This is a genomic window from Terriglobales bacterium (assembly GCA_035651655.1).
Taxonomy (GTDB): domain Bacteria; phylum Acidobacteriota; class Terriglobia; order Terriglobales; family Acidobacteriaceae; genus DASRFG01.
Genome location: DASRFG010000031.1, coordinates 1 through 25,442 on the forward strand (window position 1 = coordinate 1; position 25,442 = coordinate 25,442).

Genomic DNA, 25,442 nt, shown 5'->3' on the forward strand with positions numbered 1-25,442 from the left:
GGATTGAAGCGGCTGGAGTATCGCGGCTACGATTCGGCGGGGATTGCGGTGGCGGGCAATGGCGCGGGTCTGGAGATCCGGCGGGCGGAGGGCAAGCTCCGAAACCTGGAAGAAGTGATCCGGCTGAAGCCGCTGAATGGCACCTACGGCATCGGCCACACGCGCTGGGCGACGCACGGCCGTCCGACGGAAGAGAACGCCCATCCCCACCGCGACTGCTCCGGCCGCGTGGTGGTGGTGCATAACGGCATCATCGAGAACTACGTGGCGCTCAAGAAGAAGCTGATGGAAGAGGGCCACCGCTTCTCCACCGAAACCGACACGGAAGTGATCGCCCACCTGGTGGAGAAGTATTTCCTGCTGAAGAAAAACGGCCATGCCATCGCGCTTGAAGAAGCGGTGCGCAAGGCGGTGCGCGAGCTGCGCGGAGTGTTTGCGCTGGCGGTGATCGCGGAAGAAGAACCCAACACGATAGTGGCGGCACGCAACGGGCCGCCGGCGGTGATCGGGTTAGGCAACGACGAATACTTCGTGGCCTCCGATGTGCCGGCGATTCTCTACCACACCCGCGATCTGTTCTTCCTCGCCGATGGTGACCTGGCGGTGATCACCCCGGCAGGAGTGGAACTGAGCGACTTCGATGGGCAGCCGATCGCGCGCCAGGTGCAGCACGTGACCTGGGACCCGATCATGGCGGAAAAGGGCGGCTTCAAGCATTTCATGCTCAAGGAGATTTACGAGCAGCCGCGGGCCATCCGCGACACCACGCTCGGCCGCGTGTCGCAGGAATCGGGGCAGGTATTTTTAGACGAGATGGAGATCTCGGAAGCCGAGTTCCGCGCCGCGCGCAAGCTGAACATCGCCGCCTGCGGCACCAGCTGGCATGCCGCTCAGGCGGGCAAGTTCATGATCGAGCGGCTGGCGCGCATGCCGGTCGAGGTGGATTACGCGAGCGAATGGCGCTACCGCGATCCCATACTCGGCCCGGACACGATTACCCTGTTGATCTCGCAGTCAGGGGAGACGGCGGACACCATCGCCGCCCAGCGCGAGGCCCAGGGCAAGGGCTCAAAGACGCTCGCCATCTGCAATGTCGTCGGCTCCATGGTGACCCGCGAGGCCCAGGGCACGATCTACACGCATGCCGGGCCGGAGATCGGGGTGGCCTCGACCAAGGCCTTCACCGCCCAACTGACAGCACTCTATCTGTTCGCGCTCTATCTCGGTGAAGTGCGGGGCACGCTCTCGCGAGACGAAGCCGGCAAACTGATCCACGAGCTGGCCCTGATTCCGGGAAAACTCGAGACCCTGCTCACCCACGAAGAGGCCTGCGAGGAGCTGGCGCGGGAGTACTCGCGGGCGCAGGACTTCCTTTTCCTCGGCCGGGGCATTCACTATCCGGTGGCCCTTGAGGGCGCGCTCAAGCTGAAAGAAGTTTCCTACATCCACGCCGAAGGCTATCCCGCAGGCGAGATGAAGCACGGGCCCAACGCGCTGATCGATGAAAATCTGCCGGTGGTGATTCTCGCCACCTGCGACAAAAACGATCCCGGCTCAGTGGTGCGCTACGAGAAAACGCTATCTAACTTAAAAGAAGTGAAGGCCCGCTCCGGACAGGTGATCGCCATCGCCAATGAGGGCGACGAAGAGATCGCCGATTCTGCCGACCATGTGCTCTGGATCCCGCAGGCGCCGGAGATGCTCCTGCCCATCCTCGAGGTCGTGCCCTTGCAGCTCCTGGCCTACCACGTCGCCGTGCGCCGCGGCTGCGACGTCGACCAGCCCAGGAACCTGGCCAAGTCCGTCACCGTTGAGTAGGCGTAAAAGGTTCCCACAGTTCTGTTGCAGTGTGGATAGTTACTCTCCCAACCACACTCCAACCGGCCGCAGTGAATCCACGTGATCGCAGATTATCTTGGTCGCGGCCACAATGGGAACAGCGAGCAATAGGCCCATTGCTCCCCAAATCCACGACCAAAAAAGAAGGCCAAGGCTCACCGCTAATGGATTGAGTTGCACCCGGCGGCCGACTAACTTTGGATAAAGCACGTTCATGCTCACCAGATGAAGCACGAAAACGGCCGCAATCACGAGGAGCACGCCCGACCGATCCAGTACGCCGATGCCGCTCGCCAGGGGAGGCACTACGGCCAGCACGATGCCTAGGTACGGAATCACGCTGACAAATCCGCTGATGATGCCGATGAAGTACCAGTAAGAAATTCCAAGCTGCCAAAACACAATCGCACTCACGGTGGAATTAACCAGTCCGACCACCAGATTGCCGATAATAAAGCTGCGGATCATGCTTGAAATTCTGCCTAACGTACGGTGTGCGGTAATACGGTGCTCTTTGGGAAACAGTTGGACTGTGGCGCGTCGGGCGTGCTCCTGCCAGCTCAGCATGAAGTACACCAAAAAGGGTATAAAGCCCAACGACAGTAGAAGATTTCCTACCATCCCGGCCCCTCCCGCTATCAGGTGAAGCACACCGGGCGCTTGCTGCACCTGGACGGGCACGGCGTTCTTGCCCTTGTCCGCAGGCTGGAGCAACTTGGAGGTGTTTTCCTCGATTTTGCGGGTCTTTGACGTGACCTTACTGATGACGCCACGGACCTCTTCCGAGTACTTCGGCAATTCATTGGAGAAGGCAACAACCCGGTTGTAGAAAAAGTAAGTCAATGCTCCAGAGACCGACAACAGCAGCAGAACTGTTATAAGCGCCCCTACCGGACGCGGTACCTTCAACCGCCCCAGCCCATTCACGATTGGTTCCAACATGAAGGCTATGAGTACAGCAGTCAAGACTGTGACCAATACGATTTTTGCCAAATAGAACAGTCCGATCACCGCGACGGTGGCGACAACTAATTGGCCAACAGAGGCAGCACGGATCGACGCATGCAGAATTTCATGCTCTTCTTCCATGGCGGCCGCGGTTTCCGCGGGCAGCACCACGGTGTCTCCGTTCTGTGCGGCTGGCTCTGGGGATTCCTGGGCAGCCCTGTCCACTGGAACCGGTCCTGTGCCCTGGTTGCCTCTGGGGGTTAGCTTGCGCGGTGAAGTAGGTTCTGCGGCCATGGGCTCTTTTTACCTTTCGTGCTGCATCTACGATGCGCCCTAAAACCACCGAAGCAGTACGTCGCGGTGGGGAGCAGGCCCCCTGGAAAATCCTCGTACAAGACTGCATCCGCAAGGCTAACCTAGACATCTAAGACCTTGACAGTAACGCACTCAAGTCTTATCATCAGTCCGCTGTTAGATCAGAGTCTCAGCTGAACTTGTTTAGCTACAATGATTTGCGGCAGGAGGGTTTTTTAAATGGCAAAGATTATTGGCATTGATTTGGGCACTACGAACTCCGTAGTGGCGGTCATGGAAGGCGGCGAGCCGAAGGTCATCCCCAATGAAGAGGGGGGGCGAACCACTCCATCGGTGGTGGCTTTTACCAAGACCGGCGAACGCCTGGTTGGCCAAGTGGCCAAACGGCAATCCATTACCAATCCCGAGAACACCGTGTATTCCATCAAGCGGTTTATGGGACGCCGCTACGATGAAGTTTCTGAAGAAATGAAGATGGTCCCTTACAAGGTGGTCCCCGATGGCGACCGAGTGGCAGTCGAGATCATGGGCAAAAAACACACTCCGCCTGAAATCTCGGCCATGATTCTGCAAAAACTCAAGAAAGCCGCGGAAGACTACCTCGGCGAAAAAGTTGCCGAAGCCGTGATCACCGTGCCGGCATATTTTAATGACGCCCAGCGCCAGGCTACTAAGGACGCCGGGAAGATTGCTGGGCTCGACGTAAAGCGCATCATCAACGAACCCACTGCGGCGGCGCTCGCCTATGGTCTGGATAAAAAGAAGGATGAGACGATCGCGGTCTACGACTTCGGGGGCGGCACCTTCGACATTTCGATTCTCGAGGTCGGCGAAGGCGTCATTGAGGTTAAGGCCACGAATGGCGACACCCACCTGGGTGGCGACAACATCGACCAGCGCATCGTGGACTGGCTCATAGACGAATTCAAGAAGGATGAAGGCCTGGATCTGCACGCCAAGGGCAACGAGATGGCTCTCCAGCGTCTGCGTGACGCGGCCGAGCGGGCGAAGATTGAACTCTCCACCACCATGGAGACCGAGATCAACCTGCCCTTTATTACTGCCGATGCCAGCGGCCCGAAGCATCTGGTGAAGCGTCTCACTCGTGGCAAACTCGAGCAGATGGTGGAAAACATCGTTCAGCGCTCGGTGGGCCCGTGCAAGCAGTGCATGAAAGATGCTGGCGTCACCGCGGACAAGATCAACGAAGTAGTGCTGGTCGGTGGCCAGACGCGCATGCCGCGTATTCAGCAATTGGTGAAGGAGTTGTTCGGTAAAGAAGGTCACAAGGGAGTTAATCCTGATGAAGTGGTGGCAGTGGGTGCGGCCATTCAGGGTGGCGTCCTCAAGGGCGAGGTTAAAGACCTGTTGCTCCTGGATGTGACTCCGCTGACCCTCTCGATCGAAACGTTGGGTGGGGTGGCGACTCCCATGATCCCGCGCAACACGACGATTCCGACGCGCAAGACGGAGACTTTCTCCACGGCTGCCGATAGCCAAACGTCGGTAGAGGTGCACGTGCTGCAAGGTGAGCGACCGCTGGCGCGCGACAATCGCACGCTCGGCAAGTTTCACCTGACCGGCATTCCACCCGCTCCACGCGGCGTGCCGCAAATTGAGGTGACGTTCGACATTGATGCCAACGGCATCCTGAACGTGACCGCCAAGGACACGGCGACGCAGAAGGACCAGAAGATCACCATTACCTCTTCTTCCGGCCTCAGCAAGGAAGAAGTGGAACGCATGGCCAAAGAAGCGGACGCTCACTCGGCGGAAGACAAAGCCAAGCGGGAGGAAATCGATGCCCGCAATCAGCTCGACACCCTGGTGTATAGCGTAGAGAAAATGCTTCGCGAGCACGGTGACAAGATCTCCGGCTCGGAGCGAGGTGACGTTGAAAACGCTGTAGCCGACGCCAAGAAGGCGCTCGAGAGTAACGATAAGGACCAGATGACTCGGGCCCGCGATACCCTCACCCAGGCTTCGCACAAGCTGGCCGAGCAGATGTATCGCGGGGCCCAGCCACAGGGAGCGCCCGGGGCGGGCGCCCAGCCCGGAGCAGCAGGGCCGGGTCCACAGCCGAACGCAAACGGTGGCGGCAGTAAGAAAGAAGGCGAAGTCATAGACGCCGAGTACGTAGATGTAGACGAGAAGAAGTAATTATTCAAAAACTGGGCCACGGATTTACACGGAAGAAGCAATCCGCATATCCGTGAAATCCGTGGCTGATTTTTCAAGGGAGAATTAAATTGCAATTTGAAGTGAAAGGTCAGCAATATTTTTTAAGCTTTGTCTCCGAACGAGGCGGGTGGTATTTGTTCACTCCCTCGCGGAAGGGTATCAAAGGAATTCCTGTGGTGGATGACGACGCACTGTCATTTGTAGGCGGTGTTGATCTGCCGGATGGTATCGAAGGACCGCACAAAATCCAGTAACCCGTAGGTTGGATCAATGCCAACCCAGACCAAAGACTATTACGGCACCCTCGGCGTAAAAAAGAACGCCTCGACGGACGAGATCCGCAAGGCGTTCCGCAAGCTGGCACGTAAGTACCATCCTGATGTCAATCCCGGCGATAAAACTGCGGAAGAGAAGTTCAAGGCCCTTTCCGAGGCCAATGACGTCCTCAGCGATCCTAAGAAGCGCAAGATCTACGATCAGCTCGGCTACTACTCCGACAATATCGATCCGGCCGCAGCCGAGGCTTATGCCCGTGCTGGAGGCGGGGCGGGCGGTGGCGGCGGGTTTGGAGCAGGCGGCTTCGGCGGCTTCCCCGGCGGTCAAGGTGCGGGACAAGCGCAAGGGGTGCCATTTGACTTCGGCGGCTTTGACTTCTCCGACATGTTCGAGGGCAGTGGCGGGCGAGGCGAGCGCAAGCGTGGCGGTGGCGGATTCCGGGACATCTTTTCCGGCATCTTCAGTGGCCGCGGTCAGCAACCCAGTGGCCCCGAGCCGGGCACTGATCTGGAATACCAGGTCACGGTCGGCTTCTGGCAGGCAATTCGTGGCGCCGTGTTGCGCTTGAACATTACCCGTCGCGATACCTGCAGCAATTGCCAGGGTCGCGGCTTTTTGGAAGCCCCGGGCGTGTGTCCGGAATGCAAAGGCACGGGACAAGTCACACAAACCGGTGGACGGATGAAATTCAACGTCCAGTGTCCGCGCTGCCATGGAACGGGAAAGAACGTTACGGTTTGCCCGGTGTGCGGAGGCGAAGGCGTAGTAGAGCGAACTGAGCCTCTGGAGGTACGCATCAAGGCCGGCACTCGCGATGGGCAGCGCATTCGGATCGCAGGTAAAGGTAACGCAGGAGCCCATGGTGGCTCACCGGGGGACCTGTACGTGATTATCCGCACCGGAGAGCATCCGGTATTTAGGCGCGAAGGTGACGATATTTACCTCACCGTGCCGGTAAGCGCGAGCGAAGCCGGCTTAGGCGCCAAGATTGAAGTTCCCACGATTGATGGACGGGCGCTGCTGAAAATCCCGCCAGGCACCCAGTGCGGCCAGAAGCTGCGCCTGCGCGAAAAGGGCGTGCCTTCAGCGACCAGGGATGGCGTACGCGGCGATGAGATCGTCGAAATCAAGATAAGCGTTCCCATGCCGCGTGATGAGAAGACCAAGGAAATCCTGAGGGAGCTCGCCCGGTTAAACCCTGAAGACCCACGCGCGGAGTTGTGGCGGCAAATCTGAACTCTTAACCACGGAGAGCACAGAGCGCGCGGAGGAAAGTCCCCACTCTGAGAAGCAACAGAACTCCTCCGTGGCCTCTGTGTCCTGCGTGGTTTAAGCCTTAAAAAAAATTGCAAAAAACTCTTGCGTCAGCATCAATACCTTGTATTCTGCGATTGCGAGTCAGCTCCACGGTGATTTGACCAGAGAGCCAGGATCGCACGAGGAGGTAGCCGTCGAAATTGGCAAGCACGCCAGCCCGCGTTAGCCAGCACCCAGTTCCCCTTCCGAAGAAATTACAGATCTCCTCCAAGAGAACCTCTGCCAAGCTGCGCCTGTGGCCACTTGTGGCCGCTACGTTTTTCATGGTCTCGGGTGGTACTTACGGTACAGAAGAGATCATGCACGGCGCCGGTTATGGCCGCGCCATCCTGATTCTTCTGCTCACCCCGTTGCTCTGGAGCTTGCCCACAGCTTTCATGATTGGTGAGCTCTCCAGCTCCATACCCGAAGAGGGCGGCTACTACGCCTGGGTACGCCGCGCATTGGGGAACTTTTGGGGCTTCCAGGAGGCATGGCTCTCGCTGGTAGCTTCCATTTTCGATATGGCGATCTACCCCACCCTCTTTGTTGCTTATATGACCCGGCTCGTCCCCTGGTTTGCGGTTGGCCACCGTGGAGTGATGGTAGGCGTAGGAGTGGTTGCGGTGTGCGCGTTACTCAATATTGCAGGCGTGAAAGTAGTGGGCGTGACCTCGCTGTGGCTGTTCTTCATTTTGTCCGCTCCCTTTGCGCTGATCGTCGTATTGGCGCCCTTCAGACATGGAGCGCTGGCGGCTGCCGTGCCACCCACAACCAGCAGCGTAGATATCATCGGTGGGTTGCTGATCGCGATGTGGAACTACATGGGTTGGGACAATGCCTCCACTATCGCCACGGAGGTCCAACGTCCGCAGCGCACTTACCCGCGTGCCATGCTGGCTGCAGTCACCATCGTTGGGCTGAGCTATATGGTTCCCGTGGCAGCGGTGTACCTCACCGGACTGCCAGCCAAAGCATTCGAAACCGGCTCCTGGGCTGATATTGCCGGTATGCTCGGCGGACAGTGGCTGAGGGTAGCGCTCGTCCTGGGCGGCATGATGAGCGGCTTCGGAATGTTCAATGCTCTGGTGATGAGCTACTCGCGCTTGCCGCTCGCAATGGCGCAGGACGGCATGTTGCCAAAGGTGTTTGGGAAATTGCATCCCAAAACACGGGCTCCTTGGGTAGCGATCGCAGTTTGTGCCGTGGGATGGGCATGCTGCCTGGGCTTGGGATTTGAACGGCTGGTCACGATTGACATTCTGATCTACGGCCTTAGCCTGGTGCTCGAATTCCTGGCACTGATCGTTCTGCGCATCCGGGAACCGAACCTGCCGCGCCCGTTTCGCGTCCCCGGCGGAATGCTTGGGGCAGTCATGCTGGGTGTCTTCCCTGCGCTGCTGCTGGGCTTTTCAATAGTGCGAGGACAGCAGGAGCAAATCCTGGGGATGAGCTCGCTGACTTTCGGGCTGTTGCTGATCGGAGGCGGCGGAATCGCGTACATCATCAAGGAAGCTCTGCGTCATACCGGTTGGCTGGCCCCCGCGCCGGAGAACCCACAGGCGACCGCCTAGAGAAAGCCAGGACTGCCAACCCTCGCCTTCTCTTTTTGATTAGCCTTCGCTGCTCCACCCAAATATGCCATCTAGAAAAAAACTTTGCTCCAGATCCTGCCTGGCCTCATCCGATGTGTTCCTTCGTGTCCTTTGTGGTGAGGCCTGTTGTAGTATGAGCTGGAACCGTGGCTGGAAAGCGCAAATCCAAGGGTGCCTACATGATCTCGGCCGTAGCTGAGATGTACGGCATCCATCCGCAAACGCTGCGTTTATACGAACGCGAGGGCCTGCTAAAGCCGTCGCGCACCGAAGGAAACACCCGCCTTTACACTGATGAAGACCTGCAGCGGCTGGAATTCATTCTTTCATTGGCGCGCGACCTCGGGGTGAACATTTCCGGCATTGCCATCATCCTGCAAATGCGCGAGCGTATGGAAGAAATGCAGCGCCAAATCCACGATTTCGTTAACTTCATTCAGCAGGAAGTTCTCAATCGGGCAGGCGCTCACGTCAATGCGGAACAGGGCGCGATTGTTCCGATACGCCGGCCAGTCGTCGGGTCGCCGGCAAAGAGAAAATGACAAATCGCGCTGGTAAGCTTATGCCGCCGGTTTCTTGACGTCTCTGGAACCGCCACTATCCGATTTCGCACGATCAAGATCTTCGTGCGCTACATCCTTTCCATTCACCGAAATGATCGGCCTGGGGCGCTCCTCAGCCCTCGCCGCGGGCTCCCGCGGCGAGGCACTTTCTCTTGCGGCAGAATTGGCTATATTCTCCCCGGCTCGCATTCTTGTAACCTCTTCCGGGCTCTGTAGCACGGTGGGCGGTGTCTCGCGAGTACGCCTGATGCGCGGATGGATACGCATCTTTCGCCGCATCATGCTTTGCGCCTCTTCGAAGCTCTGGCGCGCTCTTTCAATCTGTTCTCTGCCCCGTCGCTCCGCCTTTCGAAACCTGTCGAGCAAACTCATTGGACCTCCCAGACTTCGCCATCTTGTGGGATGCGGCACGCAGTCAAAGGGAAACTGCTCGCCAGAGACTCTGGCCAGAGCTGCTTCACAAGTTAATCATCCGGCGTATATTTCAAACCGATGCTGCCTTTCAAGCTGGTTTATAGCGACGATTACTATTTGCCCATAGGGGCACACGTGTTTCCCGCTGAGAAGTACCGGCTGATAAAAAAGCAGCTGCTGCAAACGGGGATTGCCGCGCCAGAAGATTTCGTCGTTCCGCAACCCGCGAGTGACGAAGACATTCTTCTGGTACACACTCCAGATTACGTCCGCAAACTGAAAACCGGTACATTGTCGCCGCGTGAGGAGATGCTCCTTGAAGTGCCGTACTCGCCCGAGCTGGTTCGCGCCTTCTGGCTGGCGGCGGGCGGCTCCATCCTCGCGGCAAAGAACGCCCTGCGGGATGGATGCGCCGTGAGCGTCGGTGGCGGCTTTCATCATGCCTTTCCCGATCACGGTGAGGGCTTCTGCATGATCCATGATGTTGCGGTCGCGATTCGCCGTCTGCAAAGAGATGGGGTGATTTCCCGCGCCATGACGGTGGACTGTGACGTTCACCAAGGCAACGGAACGGCGGCAATTTTTGGAGGCGCCAAGGCGCAAGGACAAAAACTACCTTCGTGGTCGGCTGCCATGTTCGGCGCACAACCGGAGGACATCGCTCAGAACTCCGGCAGCGTGTTCACCATATCGCTACACCAGGAACATAACTATCCCGCGTGGAAGCCCTCTTCCGACATTGATGTGAACCTTCCGGACGGCATTGGCGACGCTGAGTACCTGGCATGGCTGGACAACGCCCTCAGCTCCGGCCTGCGGCAGTTCCAGCCCGATCTGCTCTGCTACATCGCCGGAGCCGACCCTTATCGCGAGGACCAACTGGGCGGTTTGGGACTCAGCATCGAAGGCCTCAAAAGGCGCGACGAACTGGTGCTGCAGGTGGCGCGTTCGCGTGAGATACCGGTGATGATCACCTACGCTGGCGGCTATGCCCGGCGAGTGGAAGACACTGTGACCATCCATTGCAATACCGTTATTGCGGCGAAGCAGATATTCCAGGCCGGCTGATAAAATAATCGAGAGCAGAGTTTTTCTTTATGTTTGAGAATCTTAGCGAAAAGCTGCAGCGCGCCTTCAAGAACCTCCGCGGCCAGGGCAAGCTCACCGAGGAAAACATCGGCGAGGCGTTGCGTGAAATCCGGCTCGCGCTGCTGGAAGCTGACGTCAATTTCAAAGTTGTAAAAGACCTTATTGATCGCATTCGAGAGAAGGCGCTCGGCCAGGAAGTGATGACTGCGCTGTCGCCGGCAGAGCAGGTGGTCAAGATAGTTCGCGACGAACTGGTTGAACTGCTCGGCCGGGACACTGCGCGAGTGAAGTTTGCCTCCCAGCCGCCTAGCGTGGTGCTGATGGCCGGCCTCCAAGGTTCCGGCAAGACCACCACCTCAGGCAAACTCGCCCACTGGCTGAAAAAAGGCGGCCACCGGCCCATGCTGGTCAGCGTGGACGTTTACCGTCCCGCGGCGCGCGAACAGTTACGAATCGTTGCCGATGCCGTGCACGCGAATATCTATGAGGGCCAGGTAGAGGAAGCCAACACCGCAACTGTAGAGCGTTTGGCCAAAGAAGCGCGCCGGGAAGCCATCAACAGCGGCTCCGACGTGCTGGTGGTGGACACCGCCGGCCGTCTCCATATTGACGAACAACTCATGGACGAGATGCAGTCGCTCAAGCGATTGCTAAATCCGCAGGAGATTTTGTTCGTCGCGGATTCAATGACCGGTCAGGACGCGGTGAAATCCGCCGAGGAATTCCATAAAAAGCTTTCGCTCACCGGGGTGGTGCTCAGCAAGATGGACGGCGATGCTCGCGGCGGCGCTGCGCTCTCCATTCGCCACGTCACGGGTCAGCCCATCAAGTTCATCGGAACGGGTGAGAAATACGATGCGCTGGAGCCATTCCATCCGGACCGCATCGTCTCGCGCATCCTCGGCATGGGCGACATTCTCTCTCTCATCGAAAAGGCCGAGGAGAATGTTGACAAGAAAAAAGCAGAACAGCTGGCCACGAAGGCGTTCGCTGGGGACGGCTTTTCGCTGGAGGATTTCCGCGATCAGCTGCGCCAAGTCAAGAAGATGGGTTCGCTACAGAGCTTAATTGGCATGCTGCCGCGCATTGGGCCATTCTCCGGCTTGCAAGGAATGGCCGACAAAGTGGACGAAAAAGAAATCACCCGTGTCGAGGCCATCATTAATTCCATGACGCCATACGAACGTGAGCACCACGAAGCCATCAACGGCAGTCGGCGGAAGCGCATCGCCCGAGGGTCAGGAACCAACGTGCAGGAAGTGAATCACCTGCTGCGGCAGTATGCGCAAATGCGAAAAATGTTCAAGCAGATCGGCAAGGGCAGCTTCGCCCGCCGATTGGCTGGTATGAAGCTGCCGGGAATGTAAACTGCACCCAAAAGAGTGCACTCAATGAAATGGCGGGGATTGGAAGAGGCGGAAGCCGCAGCGCAATGTGCCACTCTTCAGGAAGAGTTGGACCAGCGCAGGGCCATGGCGGAACAATACGTCCCGGCAGCCACCCAGGCAATCCATCGCCAAACTATTGATTCGTTGCGCGCGTCGGGGATTTCCCGACACTCTCTTTCTAGAGGTGCGCAGGCACCGTCTTTTGAACTTCCGGACCAGAACGGCAACTTGGTCTCTTCGGCTTCCCTATTGAGCGGCTCAAAGCTGGTTGTCTGTTTTTTTCGCGGGCGCTGGTGTCCGTTCTGTGTGGCGCAGATGGAGGCGATGAATCGCATCCATCCTCAAATAAAGAAAGCCGGCGCCGAGTTGATTGCCATCTCCCCGCAAACCGTGCGCCAAGGATTCTTCATGCAGGACCAGCACGGAATTCACTTTCCACTGCTGAGTGATGCTAACAATCAGGTAGCCAGGCAGTTCGGGCTGGTGTACCGCGTCCCTGAACCACAACAGAAAATCTACAGCACTACGTTCGTTAACCTGCCTTTTATCAATGGCGAAGACAGTTGGGAGCTCCCGGCCCCTGGCACCTATATTCTGGGGAAGGAACACGAGGTGCTGTATGCCAGTGCAGATCCCGACTACACGCGCCGGCCGGAGCCGGCAGAGATCCTCTCCTCGTTGGCAGGATAAGTACTTCTGGAAAGGGATCAAGCCATTCTGTTCTAAAAACCGGAATCGAGAGTAGCTCTTGTTCTAAAATCCGGAGCCATAATTTGTTTCACCTTCAGAACAAAGGCGGATTTTTCTGGACACGTGTCGGGTAAACGAGTTAGGGTACTCGCGGAGTCACCAATTCTCGTCTCGTGGGGTGACGCCTTCAACGTCGTTTAGCACCCATACATGCCTCCAAGGAGGGTTGCCAAGCCTTTCAACTTACGGGATAATAAAGGTTTGCTCCCATTCCTCGGATCCGTTTAGAAAGGATGTTGGTTTGTTAATGATTCGTTTGGCGCGCATGGGTGCGCGCAAGCAGCCTTACTATCGTGTGGTTGTGATTGAGAAAGAGCGTGCGCGTAACGGCCGGTCGGTCGAGGTTGTGGGGACTTACAATCCACGGACTTCGCCGGCCAGCATTGATCTGAAACGCGACCGCATCGAGCACTGGGTGTCCAAGGGTGCGACCATGTCAGAGACGGTCAGCAAATTGATGTCGAAGTCTTCCCAACCCAGCTCCCAACCAGCGGCATAGCAGGAGGCGTGAACGCGTTGGACGGTGCCCCACAAACAGGAGTAGATCCAGATGGCCACGGATCAGGGTGGGGATATGCGAAGTCTGGTGGAGCAGATTGCACGCGCGCTGGTGGACGAGCCGGAAAAGGTCGCCGTCCAATCGGTGGAAGGTGAGCAGGTAACAGTACTCGAGTTGCGTGTTTCGCCTAATGACGTAGGTAAAGTCATTGGCAAACAGGGTCGCACCGCACGCTCCATTCGCACCATCTTAAGCGCCGGCGGCATGAAATTGCACAAGCGCTTTACACTGGAGATCCTGGAGTAATTCTGGAGTCCTGGATAGCCGAACAAGACTTCATCAGCATCGCGCTCGTTGTGAAGACGCAGGGCAGACGAGGCGAAGTCGCAGTCGAACTCCACACCGATTTTCCGGAGCGGTTTGCCGAGCGCAGGCGGATCTATGCTTTGGGACGGAACGGCGAGCGCCGGCAGTTGCAGCTGGAATCTTTTTGGCCACATCAGGAACGATACGTGCTTAAGTTTGCCGGCGTGGATTCTATGGACCAGGCAGAAGACCTGGTTGGCAGCGAGCTCCAAATCCACAAGGACGAGCGCGAGAAGCTGGAGCCCGGCTCCGCATACACGAGTGATTTGGTGGGTTGTGCCGTGTGGACAGTGAGCGCCGAAAGGGAGCTGAGGCTCGGTCAGGTAGCGGAAGTGCAATTTGGCACGGGTGAAGCGCCGCTCTTGATTGTGCGAGAAGGCGCGGCCGAGTATTTGTTACCCTTCGCAGCCGAGTATCTGGAGGGGATGGACCTGGAGCGAAAGTGCATTCGGATGCGGCTGCCGGAAGGCTTGCTTGAAGTCAACGCTCCGCTAAGCGAGGACGAGAAGCGGCAGTTTGCTTCGTCTAAACCGAGGCCAAGGCGAAAACAGAAGTGAGAGTTAGTAAACGATAGCGCGATAAGCGATGAAATTCGACCTCATCACAATTTTCCCGGATTTTTTTCGCGGCCCTCTCGATCATGGAATCATTCGACGCAGCCGCGAGACCGGACTAGTTGACGTCCAGGTGCACGACTTGCGTGCCTTTGCTCACGATCGCCATCGAACGGTTGATGACCGCCCATTCGGCGGTGGTGAGGGGATGGTGCTCAAGCCCGAGCCGATTTTCGAATGCGTCGAATCATTGGGGCTGGCATCGCGCGAGTCACGATTAAATGCAGGTGCAAAGCATTCCGTTATATTGCTTTCCCCACGGGGCGAACGCTTCAATCAGCAGACGGCGGAGCGGTTGGCTGGACTAGAACGCATCGTGCTTATCTGCGGACGGTATGAGGGCGTGGATGAGCGCGTCAGCGACTTTCTTGCTGACCGAGAACTCTCGATTGGAGATTACATCCTGAGCGGTGGCGAACTGGCAGCAGCGGTGCTATTAGACACGGTCATCCGGCTTGTTCCCGGAGCGCTCGGCAACGAAGCCTCCGCGCGGCAGGACTCCTTCAGCGGAAATGCCGCCGGCGTACGTGGGGACTATAGCGCAGCCGTGAACAATGCTCCAGATTCAACTTGTGCTTCGGGGGGGCTGTTGGATTATCCCCATTACACTCGCCCCGCGGATTTCAGGGGGCTGCCGGTCCCGCAAGTGCTGGTCTCAGGGGACCACGAGCAGATTCGGCGTTGGCGCCGTCGCACCGCCCTGGAGAAGACATTGCGAAACCGCCCTGATTTGCTGGAACGGGCCGAACTGAGTGGGGAAGATAGAGACCTGCTGGGGCAGGTTACGGGGCGAACAGTTTAGAATGTAACACTTTGGATTTATCAATAAAGGGCTGCGGACTTGCCGCGCCACAAGGAAAAAAAACATGTCGAGCTCACCAATAATTCAGAAGCTGCTGGCCAAGTCGCTGCGTAAAGACGTTCCGCAGTTTGCGCCCGGAGACACGGTCCGAGTACACGTCCGGATCACCGAGGGCGATAAGGAGCGCCTGCAGGCCTTTGAAGGGACAGTCATCTCTCGCACCCGCGGGCCCCAGGCCAGCTTCACCGTCCGTAAGGTGAGCTTCGGCCAGGGCGTGGAACGCATTTTTCCCATCAACTCCAGAGTGATTGACCGGGTAGATGTGGTGCGCTCATCGCAAGTCCGTCGCGCCAAGTTGTATTACCTTCGCGACCTGAAGGGCAAAGCTGCCCGGCTGAAAGAAGTTGAATAGGCTGCGATTTCCTTCTTGCGTGGCGATGGGCCATGGTGGATGATCGTTTTATTCCCCTGAGCCATTGCCCAGTTAGTGTCTCCTCGACCCAAACGCGAAGACGGAAAGCTCTCCAAGGCGGCTGCGAAGCTTCGCCTGCTCAAGCGGCTTCACTGCACGACTCGCTTTGAAAAACGGGCATGGCAAGCGGGCGCACGGCTGGTGGCAGGCGTCGATGAGGTCGGGCGCGGCTCGCTCTTCGGCCCGGTTGTTGCTGCCGCTGTGATCCTCGATCCTGCTTACCGCATCCGCGGGCTCCGCGATTCCAAGCTACTGAAAGCTGATCGGCGCGAGGTCTTGGCAGAGCGGATTCGCGAACATGCCCTCGCCATTGCGGTTGCGGGGGTGGACGCGGCGCGCATTGACCAAATCAACATCTATTACGCGTCCATTCAAGCCATGGTGGACGCGGTGCAGCAGCTTTCGCCGACGCCCGACCATCTGTTAATTGACGCATTGCGCATCCCTTACGAGTGCCCGCAAACCAAGATCATTCACGGTGACGCACTCTCTGCTTCGATTGCGGCGGCTTCAATAATTGCAAAAGTAGAACGCGATCGCCTTGTCTGCGAGTGGGCGCCGGTCTTCCCGGCTTACGATCTTGCCTCCAACAAGGGATACAGCGCGCCCAAGCATATTGCCGCTCTTCGCAAGTACGGGCCATCGCCGCTGCACAGGCAGTCGTTCGCGCCAGTCTGGACGGCGCCCTCTCCACAGGAAGTCTTAGAGTTCATGCTGACCGAGAATTCGCCTGGTGAAGATGCCCAGCCTGAAGAGGTCCTGGAAGTCCTGGCCGAAGCTGCCGCCGGTGACTGACCTTCCTGCAGAATTCAAATCCTGTATGCTGGAACGCCATGCTGCGACTGTTGTGCGTCACCGCCCATCCGGATGATGAAGCCGGCAATTTCGGAGGATCGCTGGCGCTCTACCACGACCGCGGAATCGAAACCCACGTCATCTGCCTGACTCCGGGACAAGCAGCGACGAATCGGGGCGGGGCGCGAAGCGATCAGGAACTGGCAACGCTGCGCCGCAAGGAGTTCGCAGCCTCCTGCGCAATCCTGAAGGTTACGCACTGCGAAGTCCTCGATTACGCGGATGCGCATCTGCACCGTATTGACCTATACAGCGTTGTCGCTGAATTAACAGCACGCATCCGCAAGATTCGGCCTCAAGTGGTAGCCAGTTTTGGCCCTGATGGCGGCGTTACCGGCCATCCGGACCATGCCATGGCGGGAGTATTCACCAGCCTCGCATTCGAATGGGCAGGACGAACCAATGTTTTTCCAGAGCAGCTGAAGGACTCTGTGAAGCCCTATCTGGCACAGAAGTTGTACTATTCCACCGCCGGGATAGTGCTGCCGAACCGGCAACCTACTGCACCCCCACCAAGTACCTGCATTATAGAGATCGGCAATTATCTGGAGATAAAGATCAAAGCCTTCCAGGCACATTCCAGCCAGTCGCCGCTGTTCCCTATTTTCCAGAACACCGTCCGGCAACGCGGGACTCGCGAGATGTTTCACCTGGTGGCGACAAGGACTCCTAGACAAATAGAACAGGAAACGGATCTCTTCGCGGGAGTCACAGAGGACTAGAGAACCGCAATCCCCAATACACAACTGAACTTAATGCGGCTTGATGATATCGGTCAGCAAGTCTGGTTTGCCGTTGTCGCGGACAAGATGCGGATATTTCTCGCCTTCGTGGTAATTCAGCGCATAACTCTTGATGTAATCGGTGTTCTCGACCAGTAGTTCCAGGGGGCCGCTGGCATTTTTGGTCGCCTTCAGTGCGGCGTGCCAAATTTCTGATGAGAACTTACGTCCGTTCACCGCAATCACCTTCATTCCGGGACCGATACCTGCCTGGGCCGCCACCATGCCATGGATTGTGTCAACGATGACTCCGGTGTCCTGTAGCAGCAATCCAACTGAATACTGCGCGTCTATTTCCTTGTCCTGGCCCTCGCGGGCTTTCGCCATTTCAGACTGATTCTCGTCATACGCCACGTGCCATCCACTTCCTTCAATGCCGCCCAGCGGAGCATGCGGCGATTTGCCGCGGAGCCGCGTCGTCCAATATCCGCGCCAATCGTAGGGAGCTGCCTGATTGAGCGCATTCACTATGTCGTCGAATGTATAAGTTTTCACCGCCGGAGGACCGCTCGGCGCTCCGAGGAAGAGTTTGCAGAAGTCATCAAGCGATTTGCTGTTGTGAGTCTGCTGGCGGAGGATCACATCCGCCCACAGCCAGGTGAGCACGTCTTCATCGTAAAAGTCAGTCCCACGTCGCCAGGAATCCCACTGCGGCGGCGAAAAATAGAGAGTCTGCGCGGCATCGGCGGTGTCCTGCAAATCGCGCCAGGTGCGGCCAGGGCGATGGTCCAATTGGGCTGCGATCAACGCCAGTTCATCACGGTACTGATCTGGAGTCCATAACCCGCTACGCGCCGTCAGGACGTCTCCCAGATAGGAGGTCAGCCCCTCATACACCCACAGCATGTCTGTCTTCATGGGCGTCTGATATTCCGGCGTGGCGAGGTCCGCTGGTCGGCGATACTTGCCATTCCACGAGTGCACATATTCGTGCGGCAGCAGGCCGGCGCTGAGCTTGCGCTCGTCGTCATCTATGATTCCGCGTTCGCCAATGCGGCTATCGTTAGATTCGTGATGCTCCAAGCCGAAGTGAGCGACGTGATCGCTCAAGCTGAAGAGAAAGTGGTAGTCGAGGTAGTGCTGCGCACCAAATAGAGCATAAGCCTGCTGCGCCAGGTTTTTGTAGTGGTCCCAAACTTCCGCAGGCGCATCGAGTGCGGCGGCGCTGTCAGCAGCGATGTCCATTTCGACCGGTGGAGTTCGTCCGGCCGCAGTGAGGGGCATCACACGATAGTTCGCCCCAGCGATCACGGGAGAATCTACGAGCGTATAAAGCGAGACGGGCTTGAAGCTGGCCTGGTCGCCGGTTTGATTCGCGATCGGCAGTGCCGTCCCAAATTTCCATCCGGTGGGCAAGCGCAAGTCGGCATTGAAAGTTATCCGGTCGGCAGTAAAACCGCTGGGATAGAGAAGCACCTGGTTCCAGCTAACCACCGCCATTTGTGCGGTGGCTGACGACCCCCCCGAAAAACCGCTCGCCACCGCGGGTGAAAGATAATCCAGTGACGCTTCCACCGAGGTCACTCCCGGCGGAACGGTGATATGAAACGTGAACATGTCCAGCAGGTCTCGCCGCCAGGAAAGGGTTTGGCCATTAGCGGTGAACTTCAGTCCTGCCAAATCGCTGATCGGACCATCGGGTCCGTGTTCGCCGGGAATCCACTTAGGATAATAGAGAGTAAGGGTGCCAGGGCTGGCAGGAATAACCATGTGCGCGTGAAAGATCTTCCGCGCCGCCTCGGTTGCGTCCACGGAAAGCTTCACCGTTGGGCCGTCCTTGGCCAGCAAAGCGTTCGTTACAAATAAGAGAACTACGACCGCAAAGAATCGACGCACCCGCCCCAAGAACATGAACTGGTTCCTCACTTATGCTTGATCGAAGATGGAAAACTCTCGACTATAACAGCCACCTGTAATGCCTGTCGAAGGCCACAGCCCGCGGAGGGCCACCTAAATCGAGGCTTTTCGAATAGCTGCTATGATTTTGCAGTGGCCGAGCGCAAAGGTACGTTCATTACCATCGAAGGGCTTGATGGCTGCGGCAAGAGCACGCAACTGGAGAAGCTCGCGGCTGTACTGCGTGCTGACGGACTCGACGTCGTCGCTACTCGCGAGCCGGGAGGCACCGCAGTAGGAGAGAAAATTCGCGGCGTGCTGCTGGATTCGTCCACCGCCGGACTCTCCCCATGGGCTGAACTTGCGCTGATGTTCGCTTCCCGTGCGCAGCACCTGAAAGAGGTGATCCTGCCGGGGCTACAGGCGGGTCGAATCGTGTTGTGCGACCGCTTTACCGACTCCACGGAAGCCTACCAAGGGGGCGGCAGGCGACTAGGTAGTGAGCCGGTGCTCACCCTGCATCGGACTTTGTGCGGTAATCTGCAGCCAGACTTGACCATCCTCATGGATTCCGAGGTTTCGGCCAGCGTGGCCCGCGCTCGGCGGCGCAATCAGTCCCGTCCAGGGGACCAAGCCGACGAGAATCGTTTTGAGCAGGAGAGTCGAGCGTTCTTCGAGCGCGTACGGAATGCATATTTGGCCATAGCGCGCCGCGAGCCCCACCGGTTCTTTGTGGTGGACGCTCGCCGACAACCCGACGTGGTCCATGCCGATATCGTGAAGGCGGTCCGCGAAAAGTTGCGGCTGGCCGCGAGGACAGCATGAGAGATCTAACCTAATGCCCTTCTCCGACTTCCATGGCAACGAAGAAGTAGTCCGGCGCCTGCGGGGCATGCTGGGGCGTGATCGGCTTCCGCATGCGGTAATCCTGTCAGGGGCGCGCGGAGCTGGAAAGTACACCCTGGCCCAGATGATGGCCAAGGCGATGAATTGTCTTTCGCCGCCGGCCACAAAAGATGGCCTGCCGGATTTCTGCGGGACATGCAAGAACTGCATCCGCATAGCTCAAGCGGACGATTTAGAGGCACGCTGCGCCGAAGCGGTTGAAGCACGGGAGAGCATGCGTGACGCCGACAAGCGCGAGACGCGCATTCTGATCCAAACCCACCCCGATGTGCTGATCATCCCTCCCGATCCGCCGCAGATGCTGATCAAGGTGGACCAGGTAAGGCATGTGATCGGAGGTATCTACTACCGGCCCAGCGAAGGCAGGCAGCGGGTGTACATCTTTACCACTGCGGCGCTTATGAAGGAGGCGGCGAATTCCCTGCTCAAAGTGCTTGAAGAGCCGCCGGAGTTTGCCACCATTTTCCTGCTGGCAGAAAATCCCGGACAGTTGCTCCCGACCATCCGCTCACGCTCGGTCACACTTTCTCTGGCGGCACTTCCGGTCGAAGCCATTGAGCGTGACCTGGCAGAGAGGCGTCCGCAATGGACACCCAAGCAACGCGCGCTGGTGGCACGCCTGGCTGAAGGCGCGATCGGACGGGCCCGCGGCTTTGATTTGACCACCTACACCGAAGCCCGCACCGATGCCTTGACACTCCTGAATTCGGCCATTGCGGCTGCCGACCACAGTGCACTGTTCCGGGTCACCGAGACTTATCGGGCCGGAGCAGAAGGCCAGGAAAAGACCCAACGGCTCATCCGGGCGATTTACTCGCTCTTGCAGGACCTCATCTTCATAGACGCCGGCCTCCCTGAACTGGTGCGCAACACCGACATTGCCGGCGAGCTCAAAAAGATGGCCAAAGCAGTGGACTTTGCGTGGCTCTCCGCGGCGAGTGCGCGGCTGGGAGAGGTTGAAAGCGGCATGCGGAGGAACCTGCTGCGCTCGCTCTCCTTGGACGCGTTCGCCACCGCGTTAGAAAAAGGTTAACAGACCGGCGTGAAGCTCTTAACTAACTGATTGATAACGGCGTCGCAAAATGCGACGTCACCACAGGTGAGTACCAAAGAATTGTTATTGCACCAGTTCTTGTGATACGGTAGGCGAAGATTCACCCTCACGCGAGTAATTCACTAACGGCTAAACAGGGTGGCTGTCTGCGCGCTCCATGTGCGCGCATTTCAACCATGGGCGGTGCGAAATGAAGGAAAGTCTGGATGCAACGGCCGTCGGACGCGCCCTGGAAACAGAAGAATTTTCCAATCGCCGACTGATTCGCCCCACATTCAATCGCGCCGAGCACAACCATAACCGCGTTGAGCCTGCGGGTGAGCGCCGCGACAGGCCCGAGCGTACTGCTGCCATGAGCCCGCGTAAGAGTGCCCCTCCCGAACAGACCAATGCTGAGAACTTCTATTATCAGAAGCAGATGCAGAGCAAGACGCCAATGGTCTTGGTGCTGCGCGATGGGGAAGAGATTCATGGAATTATCGAATGGTATGACCGGAACTGCATTAAGGTAAATCGCAACGGCCAGCCCAACCTGATGATCTACAAGCCCTCCATAAAATACCTGTACAAAGAAAGCGAAAACGGCAAGCGCCACGGCCAGTAAACTCCCTCATTTTTCAAAGCTCGAGAATAAACCTGCCGTTGACAATAGCCTCTCGGCCCTTTAGTATCCGCGATTTAGCAGTCTTCGCAGCGGCAAAGCGGGGACCGCTTCAGTCGGAGCGCCCGTGATCAAGCTAGACATCATCAACGAAGTCGTGAATAAGACGGGAATCACCAAGACCAAGGCCGAATTGGCGGTTGAGACCGTCTTCGAGAGCATGAAAAAGGCGCTATCTCACGGCGATCGCATTGAACTGCGGGGGTTTGGAGTTTTCAACGTACGCCCCCGCAAGACCGGCATCGGGCGCAACCCACGCACCGGAGCCGAAGTCAGCATCCCACCTGGAAAAGCTGTACGCTTCAAGCCCGGCAAGGAACTTCAATCCATAGACTAAGAGACTAAACCTCTCTTTTAGCTCGTCGCTGCTGCAAGTTTCCCCTCTGGGGAGCTTGATACAATCTTTTCAGGCTGATGTCCGAACCTTTTTCGCCAACTTCTGCTACTTACGAGATCCCTGCGCCGGTTGAAGTCTTTACCGTCCGGCCCCCTCGCCGGCGTTATTGGCTGCACGCCTTGCTGTTTCTGGCTACCGTCTTCACCACCCTGGTGGTAGGCGCCCGCATGGAGGACAACTTCCTCAATAACCGACCCACTTTTTCTCGTGAATCCGATAGTCTGCCTTTGTTTCCTGTGGTCTGGACATTGCAACACCCCTCTCGGCTGCTACTCGGAGTTCCGTTCGCGGCCACCCTCATGCTGATCCTGTTGGCCCACGAGATGGGACACTATCTCTACTGTCTGAAATACGGTGTTTACGCGACGCTTCCGTTTTTTATTCCAGCCCCTACCCCGATCGGCACGCTGGGGGCATTTATTCGGATTCGATCACCCATTCGCTCACGTTCGGCGCTTTTCGATATCGGCATTGGCGGGCCGATCGCTGGATTCGTTGTTGCAGTGATCACGCTTGTATTCGCCTTTTCGCTTTCCAAGCCGCTAAATCCGGCCATCCCACCTTCGGACATTCAGTTGGGCTACCCGCTCATCTTTCATTTGGTGTACCGCCTAATGGGCGCGTGGCTGCCGGGCTCGGTAGGAGGCGTAGCCTTAAACGAACTGCACCTACACCCCACAGCCATCGCCGCCTGGGTCGGAATGTTCGCTACGGCCCTGAATTTATTGCCCGGTGGTCAGCTCGACGGGGGGCACATTATCTATGCCGTCTGGCCGCGCGCACACCGTCATGTGACGCGCGTCACGATTGCGATGTTATTGACACTCGGAACAATAGCCGTGTTGCGCGACTTCCGTTTCATTGGAGGCCGCTGGTCAGGTTGGGAGGGCTGGCTGGTTTGGGCGGTCCTGGTCGGCCTCACGGGAATGCGGCATCCGCAGACGATTCCCTGGCCAGGACTGGACAACAAGCGCAAGCTGCTGGCGGTCGTAGCATTAGGAATGCTCATCCTCACCTTCGTTGCCGCTCCCTTGCAGCAAACAGTCTGGCGCTAGTCTTAACTACAGCAGCCAGAGAGCGTCTACATCCACAATAATGCTGGTGTGCGGCATTTTTTCCTGGGCAGCGACAGCCAGCATGGCGCGCAGCAGTGAGTTGAGCTTTTGGCGGCTGGAAGATTTCAGTACAAAGTGGTAGCGGTAGTCGCGCTTAAGGCGCACGATGGGCGCTGCCGCGGGACCGAGCACTCGCACTCCTACATGCGAGGTCTTCTCAAACCAGCGTCCCAGCAATCCAGAATATTTCAGCGCATCATCCAGTTTGGGACTACACACCAATACGTTGGCGAGCGCACCGAAAGGCGGATAGTGCATCCAGCTGCGGTAACGGAGTTCTTTATCGTAGAAACCGCGGAAGTCATGCTGGGCAGCAAACTGCACCGCATAATGATCGGGAAAGTACGTCTGCAGAACAACCTTGCCCGGAGTGCCGCCGCGCCCGGCCCGCCCCGCAACTTGCGTCAGGAGCTGGAACGTGCGCTCAGCAGCGCGGAAGTCAGGCAGACCGAGCGCAATGTCCGCCCCTACCACTCCCACCAGGGTCACTCCGTGCACGTCATGGCCCTTGGCAATCATTTGTGTGCCCACCAGGAGGTCGAGTTCTCCGGCGTCAAGCGCATTCAACATGCGCTCGAAATCGTGGCGTCCACGGACGGTATCCCGATCCAGTCGCCCGATGCGCGCCTGCGGAAACATGCCACGCAGTAGCTCTTCCAACTTCTCCGACCCGGTGCCGACGAATTGGACGTACTCACTGCCACACTTGGCGCAGGTTTTCGGCACCGGCTGACTCTGCCCGCAATAGTGGCATTCCAGACGGCGAGCACTCTTGTGATGGGTCATGGCAATCGCGCAATTTTCGCACTCCACAGTGTGGCCGCAGGCCCTGCAGAGAACGACTGGCGAATACCCGCGGCGATTGAGCAATATCATGACTTGCTCGCCGCGCGTGAGCCGTTCAGCAATCTCCGCCGCCAGCTTGCGCGAGATCACCTGCTCAGCACCGGTTTCCTGGAACTCAGTCCGCATGTCAACGATTTCAACTTCTGGAAGCGGCCGCTTCTCCACCCGGTCCGGCAGCTCAATCAGTGAGTACTTGCTGTTCTGAGCGTTGTAATAGGATTCGAGAGACGGGGTTGCCGACCCAAGTACCACCACCGCGCCCGTCATTTTGGCGCGCATCACGGCTACGTCCCTTGCGTTATAGCGGGGCATTTCTTCTTGCTTGTAAGAGCCATCCTGCTCTTCGTCCACCACCATGAGCGCAAGGTCCGTTACCGGCGCGAACACAGCAGAGCGAGTGCCCACCACAATGCGCGCTTCGCCTCGATGAATGCGATGCCACTGCTCTGCGCGTTCCTGGTCTGAAAGGCCGGAGTGCAGTATTGCAACCTGGTCAGCGAAGATGCGGTGCAGGTCGGCCGCCACCGCGGGGGTCAGACCGATCTCCGGCACCAGCAGGATGGCGGAACGTCCAGCCTGCAACACGGCTTGCATGCTGGCCAGATACGCCGCGGTCTTGCCTGAACCGGTTACGCCGTGCAAGAGAAAACCAGCGAATTTTCTCTCCTCGACTGCAGAATTAATATGGGTAAGCGCATTTTGCTGCGCTGCGGTGAATTGAAATTCGCTTGGTGAAAGCCGGGGGCGCATCGTGGAAACGCTGAATCCTGCCGGTTGCTCACTGATCTCGACCAGGCCGCGCTTGGCCAGTGTCTGCAAAGTGGAGCGCGGAACCTTCAGCTCGCGCAGACTCTCAACCTGCAGCTTTCCGCCCGCATTCGCGATAGCTTCGACAATCGTTCGTTGGTTAGGGTTCAGCGCTCGGGCAGGGTTATGTTCGGCAAGCGGCGTGACCAGGGTGGCAACTTTGATTGTTCGGCCCGCCTCCCGGGTTGCAGAGAGATCATGGCGTGAGATCCACTTGCGGCGGGCTAGCGCGTCAAGAGTGGCTTTGTTGGCACTTGTCCCCGAGATTAGGCTGCCTTCGCGCGCGATCTCGCGTTCCGCCAGATATTCGAGCACCTCGTATTCGGCAGCCAGTTCGGCCTCGGGCTTGTGTGATCTGGTTGAAGCACCCGACATTCCAGCCAGGTGCAATGCCAGCCGGCCCGCATCAGCGATCTGGTAACCGCGATCGCGCTTAAATTCCGCAGCCAGGGGCAGCATGGTTCGAAAAACTTCTCCGAGAGGAGCCAGGTAATATTCCGAGATCCATTGCGCCAGGCGCATCAGGTCCGGATTGAGCACCGGGACAGCGTCCAAGACCTTAAGCACGGCCTTGGTCTGGACCGTGGGCTCACGATCGTGCAGGGAAACTACCACTCCCGAGAGCCGTTGCTCGCGAAATGGGACGAGCACTCGTCCACCCACTACGGGCTGGTTACCGTTCGCCTCCTCTATGTCAGGAGGAACTGCAGGAATGCGGTACGTGAAGGTGGTGTCCAGCGGGACGGGCAGCGCGATGTCGCAGAACTCAGGCATTC

The 25,442-nt window shown here is 57.9% G+C and carries 25 protein-coding genes; 21 read left to right on the forward strand and 4 right to left on the reverse strand.

Annotated features, from left to right (window positions below):
• A partial coding sequence (glmS, locus tag VFA76_15175) for a glutamine--fructose-6-phosphate transaminase (isomerizing) (protein HZR33186.1) occupies positions 1-1,818 on the forward strand: 1,818 nt, incomplete at its 5' end.
• Between the two features lie 39 nt (positions 1,819-1,857).
• Here the strand turns inward: glmS and VFA76_15180 are convergent.
• Positions 1,858-3,081 carry an AI-2E family transporter gene (locus VFA76_15180; protein ID HZR33187.1) on the reverse strand — a complete coding sequence of 408 codons (1,224 nt, stop codon included), beginning with the start codon at positions 3,079-3,081 and terminating at the stop codon, positions 1,858-1,860.
• A gap of 240 nt (positions 3,082-3,321) precedes the next feature.
• Here VFA76_15180 and dnaK point away from each other — a divergent pair, with 240 nt between their 5' ends.
• The 5 genes from dnaK (at position 3,322) to VFA76_15205 (ending at position 8,992) form a co-directional block, all read left to right on the forward strand.
• Positions 3,322-5,262, forward strand: coding sequence for a molecular chaperone DnaK (dnaK, locus tag VFA76_15185; protein HZR33188.1), 1,941 nt, complete (start codon positions 3,322-3,324; stop codon positions 5,260-5,262).
• An 89-nt stretch (positions 5,263-5,351) separates the two neighbouring features.
• A complete protein-coding gene (locus VFA76_15190) occupies positions 5,352-5,537 on the forward strand; it encodes a hypothetical protein (GenBank protein ID HZR33189.1) in 186 nt (61 codons plus the stop codon).
• 16 nt (positions 5,538-5,553) lie between these two features.
• Positions 5,554-6,795 (forward strand): J domain-containing protein, encoded by a 1,242-nt coding sequence (locus tag VFA76_15195; GenBank protein ID HZR33190.1) that lies wholly within the window; start codon positions 5,554-5,556, stop codon positions 6,793-6,795.
• Positions 6,796-7,016: 221 nt separating this feature from the next.
• Entirely contained in the window at positions 7,017-8,429 is a 1,413-nt protein-coding gene (locus VFA76_15200; protein ID HZR33191.1) for an APC family permease, read from the forward strand.
• Positions 8,430-8,596: 167 nt separating this feature from the next.
• A complete protein-coding gene (locus tag VFA76_15205) occupies positions 8,597-8,992 on the forward strand; it encodes a helix-turn-helix transcriptional regulator (protein HZR33192.1) in 396 nt (131 codons plus the stop codon).
• A gap of 18 nt (positions 8,993-9,010) precedes the next feature.
• On the opposite strand, the gene VFA76_15210 is transcribed toward VFA76_15205, so the two are convergent.
• Positions 9,011-9,385 carry a hypothetical protein gene (locus tag VFA76_15210; GenBank protein ID HZR33193.1) on the reverse strand — a complete coding sequence of 125 codons (375 nt, stop codon included), beginning with the start codon at positions 9,383-9,385 and terminating at the stop codon, positions 9,011-9,013.
• A gap of 120 nt (positions 9,386-9,505) precedes the next feature.
• On the opposite strand from VFA76_15210, the gene VFA76_15215 reads away from it, so the two are divergent.
• From VFA76_15215 to VFA76_15260, 10 genes are all read left to right on the forward strand, one after another.
• Complete coding sequence (locus tag VFA76_15215) at positions 9,506-10,495, forward strand: histone deacetylase (GenBank protein ID HZR33194.1); 990 nt, start codon at positions 9,506-9,508, stop codon at positions 10,493-10,495.
• A gap of 29 nt (positions 10,496-10,524) precedes the next feature.
• Positions 10,525-11,883, forward strand: a complete 1,359-nt coding sequence (gene ffh, locus VFA76_15220; protein ID HZR33195.1) for a signal recognition particle protein — start codon at positions 10,525-10,527, stop codon at positions 11,881-11,883.
• A 24-nt stretch (positions 11,884-11,907) separates the two neighbouring features.
• Positions 11,908-12,594, forward strand: coding sequence for a peroxiredoxin-like family protein (locus VFA76_15225; GenBank protein ID HZR33196.1), 687 nt, complete (start codon positions 11,908-11,910; stop codon positions 12,592-12,594).
• Positions 12,595-12,901: 307 nt separating this feature from the next.
• A complete protein-coding gene (gene rpsP, locus VFA76_15230) occupies positions 12,902-13,153 on the forward strand; it encodes a 30S ribosomal protein S16 (GenBank protein HZR33197.1) in 252 nt (83 codons plus the stop codon).
• A 51-nt stretch (positions 13,154-13,204) separates the two neighbouring features.
• Positions 13,205-13,459, forward strand: coding sequence for a KH domain-containing protein (locus tag VFA76_15235; protein ID HZR33198.1), 255 nt, complete (start codon positions 13,205-13,207; stop codon positions 13,457-13,459).
• 38 nt (positions 13,460-13,497) lie between these two features.
• Positions 13,498-14,076 (forward strand): ribosome maturation factor RimM, encoded by a 579-nt coding sequence (gene rimM, locus VFA76_15240; protein HZR33199.1) that lies wholly within the window; start codon positions 13,498-13,500, stop codon positions 14,074-14,076.
• Positions 14,077-14,104: 28 nt separating this feature from the next.
• On the forward strand, positions 14,105-14,935 hold the full coding sequence (gene trmD / locus VFA76_15245; protein HZR33200.1) for a tRNA (guanosine(37)-N1)-methyltransferase TrmD: 831 nt from the start codon (positions 14,105-14,107) through the stop codon (positions 14,933-14,935).
• 64 nt (positions 14,936-14,999) lie between these two features.
• Complete coding sequence (gene rplS, locus VFA76_15250; GenBank protein ID HZR33201.1) at positions 15,000-15,347, forward strand: 50S ribosomal protein L19; 348 nt, start codon at positions 15,000-15,002, stop codon at positions 15,345-15,347.
• Between the two features lie 75 nt (positions 15,348-15,422).
• Entirely contained in the window at positions 15,423-16,202 is a 780-nt protein-coding gene (locus VFA76_15255; protein ID HZR33202.1) for a ribonuclease HII, read from the forward strand.
• Between the two features lie 38 nt (positions 16,203-16,240).
• Complete coding sequence (locus tag VFA76_15260; protein ID HZR33203.1) at positions 16,241-16,984, forward strand: PIG-L family deacetylase; 744 nt, start codon at positions 16,241-16,243, stop codon at positions 16,982-16,984.
• Positions 16,985-17,014: 30 nt separating this feature from the next.
• Here the strand turns inward: VFA76_15260 and VFA76_15265 are convergent, their stop codons facing one another.
• Positions 17,015-18,895 carry a M61 family peptidase gene (locus VFA76_15265; protein ID HZR33204.1) on the reverse strand — a complete coding sequence of 627 codons (1,881 nt, stop codon included), beginning with the start codon at positions 18,893-18,895 and terminating at the stop codon, positions 17,015-17,017.
• 138 nt (positions 18,896-19,033) lie between these two features.
• Between VFA76_15265 and tmk the strand changes: the two genes are divergently transcribed.
• The 5 genes from tmk to VFA76_15290 all read left to right on the forward strand — a co-directional run bounded on the left by tmk (position 19,034) and on the right by VFA76_15290 (position 22,953).
• Entirely contained in the window at positions 19,034-19,705 is a 672-nt protein-coding gene (gene tmk, locus VFA76_15270; GenBank protein HZR33205.1) for a dTMP kinase, read from the forward strand.
• A gap of 13 nt (positions 19,706-19,718) precedes the next feature.
• The gene (locus VFA76_15275) at positions 19,719-20,819 is read left to right on the forward strand and encodes a DNA polymerase III subunit delta' (GenBank protein HZR33206.1); all 1,101 of its coding nucleotides are present in this window, start codon (positions 19,719-19,721) and stop codon (positions 20,817-20,819) included.
• Positions 20,820-21,030: 211 nt separating this feature from the next.
• A complete protein-coding gene (locus VFA76_15280) occupies positions 21,031-21,444 on the forward strand; it encodes an RNA chaperone Hfq (protein ID HZR33207.1) in 414 nt (137 codons plus the stop codon).
• A 124-nt stretch (positions 21,445-21,568) separates the two neighbouring features.
• Positions 21,569-21,838, forward strand: a complete 270-nt coding sequence (locus VFA76_15285; GenBank protein HZR33208.1) for an HU family DNA-binding protein — start codon at positions 21,569-21,571, stop codon at positions 21,836-21,838.
• A 77-nt stretch (positions 21,839-21,915) separates the two neighbouring features.
• Complete coding sequence (locus VFA76_15290) at positions 21,916-22,953, forward strand: site-2 protease family protein (GenBank protein HZR33209.1); 1,038 nt, start codon at positions 21,916-21,918, stop codon at positions 22,951-22,953.
• Between the two features lie 6 nt (positions 22,954-22,959).
• On the opposite strand, the gene priA is transcribed toward VFA76_15290, so the two are convergent.
• Positions 22,960-25,440, reverse strand: a complete 2,481-nt coding sequence (priA, locus tag VFA76_15295; GenBank protein ID HZR33210.1) for a primosomal protein N' — start codon at positions 25,438-25,440, stop codon at positions 22,960-22,962.
• Positions 25,441-25,442 lie beyond the last annotated feature (2 nt).

Bases quoted from the DNA above. Each gene is read 5' to 3' on its own strand.
- VFA76_15180 (HZR33187.1), bottom strand. From the start codon at position 3,081: ATGGCCGCAGAACCTACTTCACCGCGCAAGCTAACCCCCAGAGGCAAC.
- dnaK (HZR33188.1), top strand. From the start codon at position 3,322: ATGGCAAAGATTATTGGCATTGATTTGGGCACTACGAACTCCGTAGTG.
- VFA76_15195 (HZR33190.1), top strand. From the start codon at position 5,554: ATGCCAACCCAGACCAAAGACTATTACGGCACCCTCGGCGTAAAAAAG.
- VFA76_15210 (HZR33193.1), bottom strand. From the start codon at position 9,385: ATGAGTTTGCTCGACAGGTTTCGAAAGGCGGAGCGACGGGGCAGAGAA.
- VFA76_15215 (HZR33194.1), top strand. From the start codon at position 9,506: ATGCTGCCTTTCAAGCTGGTTTATAGCGACGATTACTATTTGCCCATA.
- ffh (HZR33195.1), top strand. From the start codon at position 10,525: ATGTTTGAGAATCTTAGCGAAAAGCTGCAGCGCGCCTTCAAGAACCTC.
- VFA76_15225 (HZR33196.1), top strand. From the start codon at position 11,908: ATGAAATGGCGGGGATTGGAAGAGGCGGAAGCCGCAGCGCAATGTGCC.
- rpsP (HZR33197.1), top strand. From the start codon at position 12,902: ATGATTCGTTTGGCGCGCATGGGTGCGCGCAAGCAGCCTTACTATCGT.
- VFA76_15235 (HZR33198.1), top strand. From the start codon at position 13,205: ATGGCCACGGATCAGGGTGGGGATATGCGAAGTCTGGTGGAGCAGATT.
- trmD (HZR33200.1), top strand. From the start codon at position 14,105: ATGAAATTCGACCTCATCACAATTTTCCCGGATTTTTTTCGCGGCCCT.
- rplS (HZR33201.1), top strand. From the start codon at position 15,000: ATGTCGAGCTCACCAATAATTCAGAAGCTGCTGGCCAAGTCGCTGCGT.
- VFA76_15260 (HZR33203.1), top strand. From the start codon at position 16,241: ATGCTGCGACTGTTGTGCGTCACCGCCCATCCGGATGATGAAGCCGGC.
- VFA76_15265 (HZR33204.1), bottom strand. From the start codon at position 18,895: ATGTTCTTGGGGCGGGTGCGTCGATTCTTTGCGGTCGTAGTTCTCTTA.
- VFA76_15275 (HZR33206.1), top strand. From the start codon at position 19,719: ATGCCCTTCTCCGACTTCCATGGCAACGAAGAAGTAGTCCGGCGCCTG.
- VFA76_15280 (HZR33207.1), top strand. From the start codon at position 21,031: ATGAAGGAAAGTCTGGATGCAACGGCCGTCGGACGCGCCCTGGAAACA.
- VFA76_15290 (HZR33209.1), top strand. From the start codon at position 21,916: ATGTCCGAACCTTTTTCGCCAACTTCTGCTACTTACGAGATCCCTGCG.
- priA (HZR33210.1), bottom strand. From the start codon at position 25,440: ATGCCTGAGTTCTGCGACATCGCGCTGCCCGTCCCGCTGGACACCACC.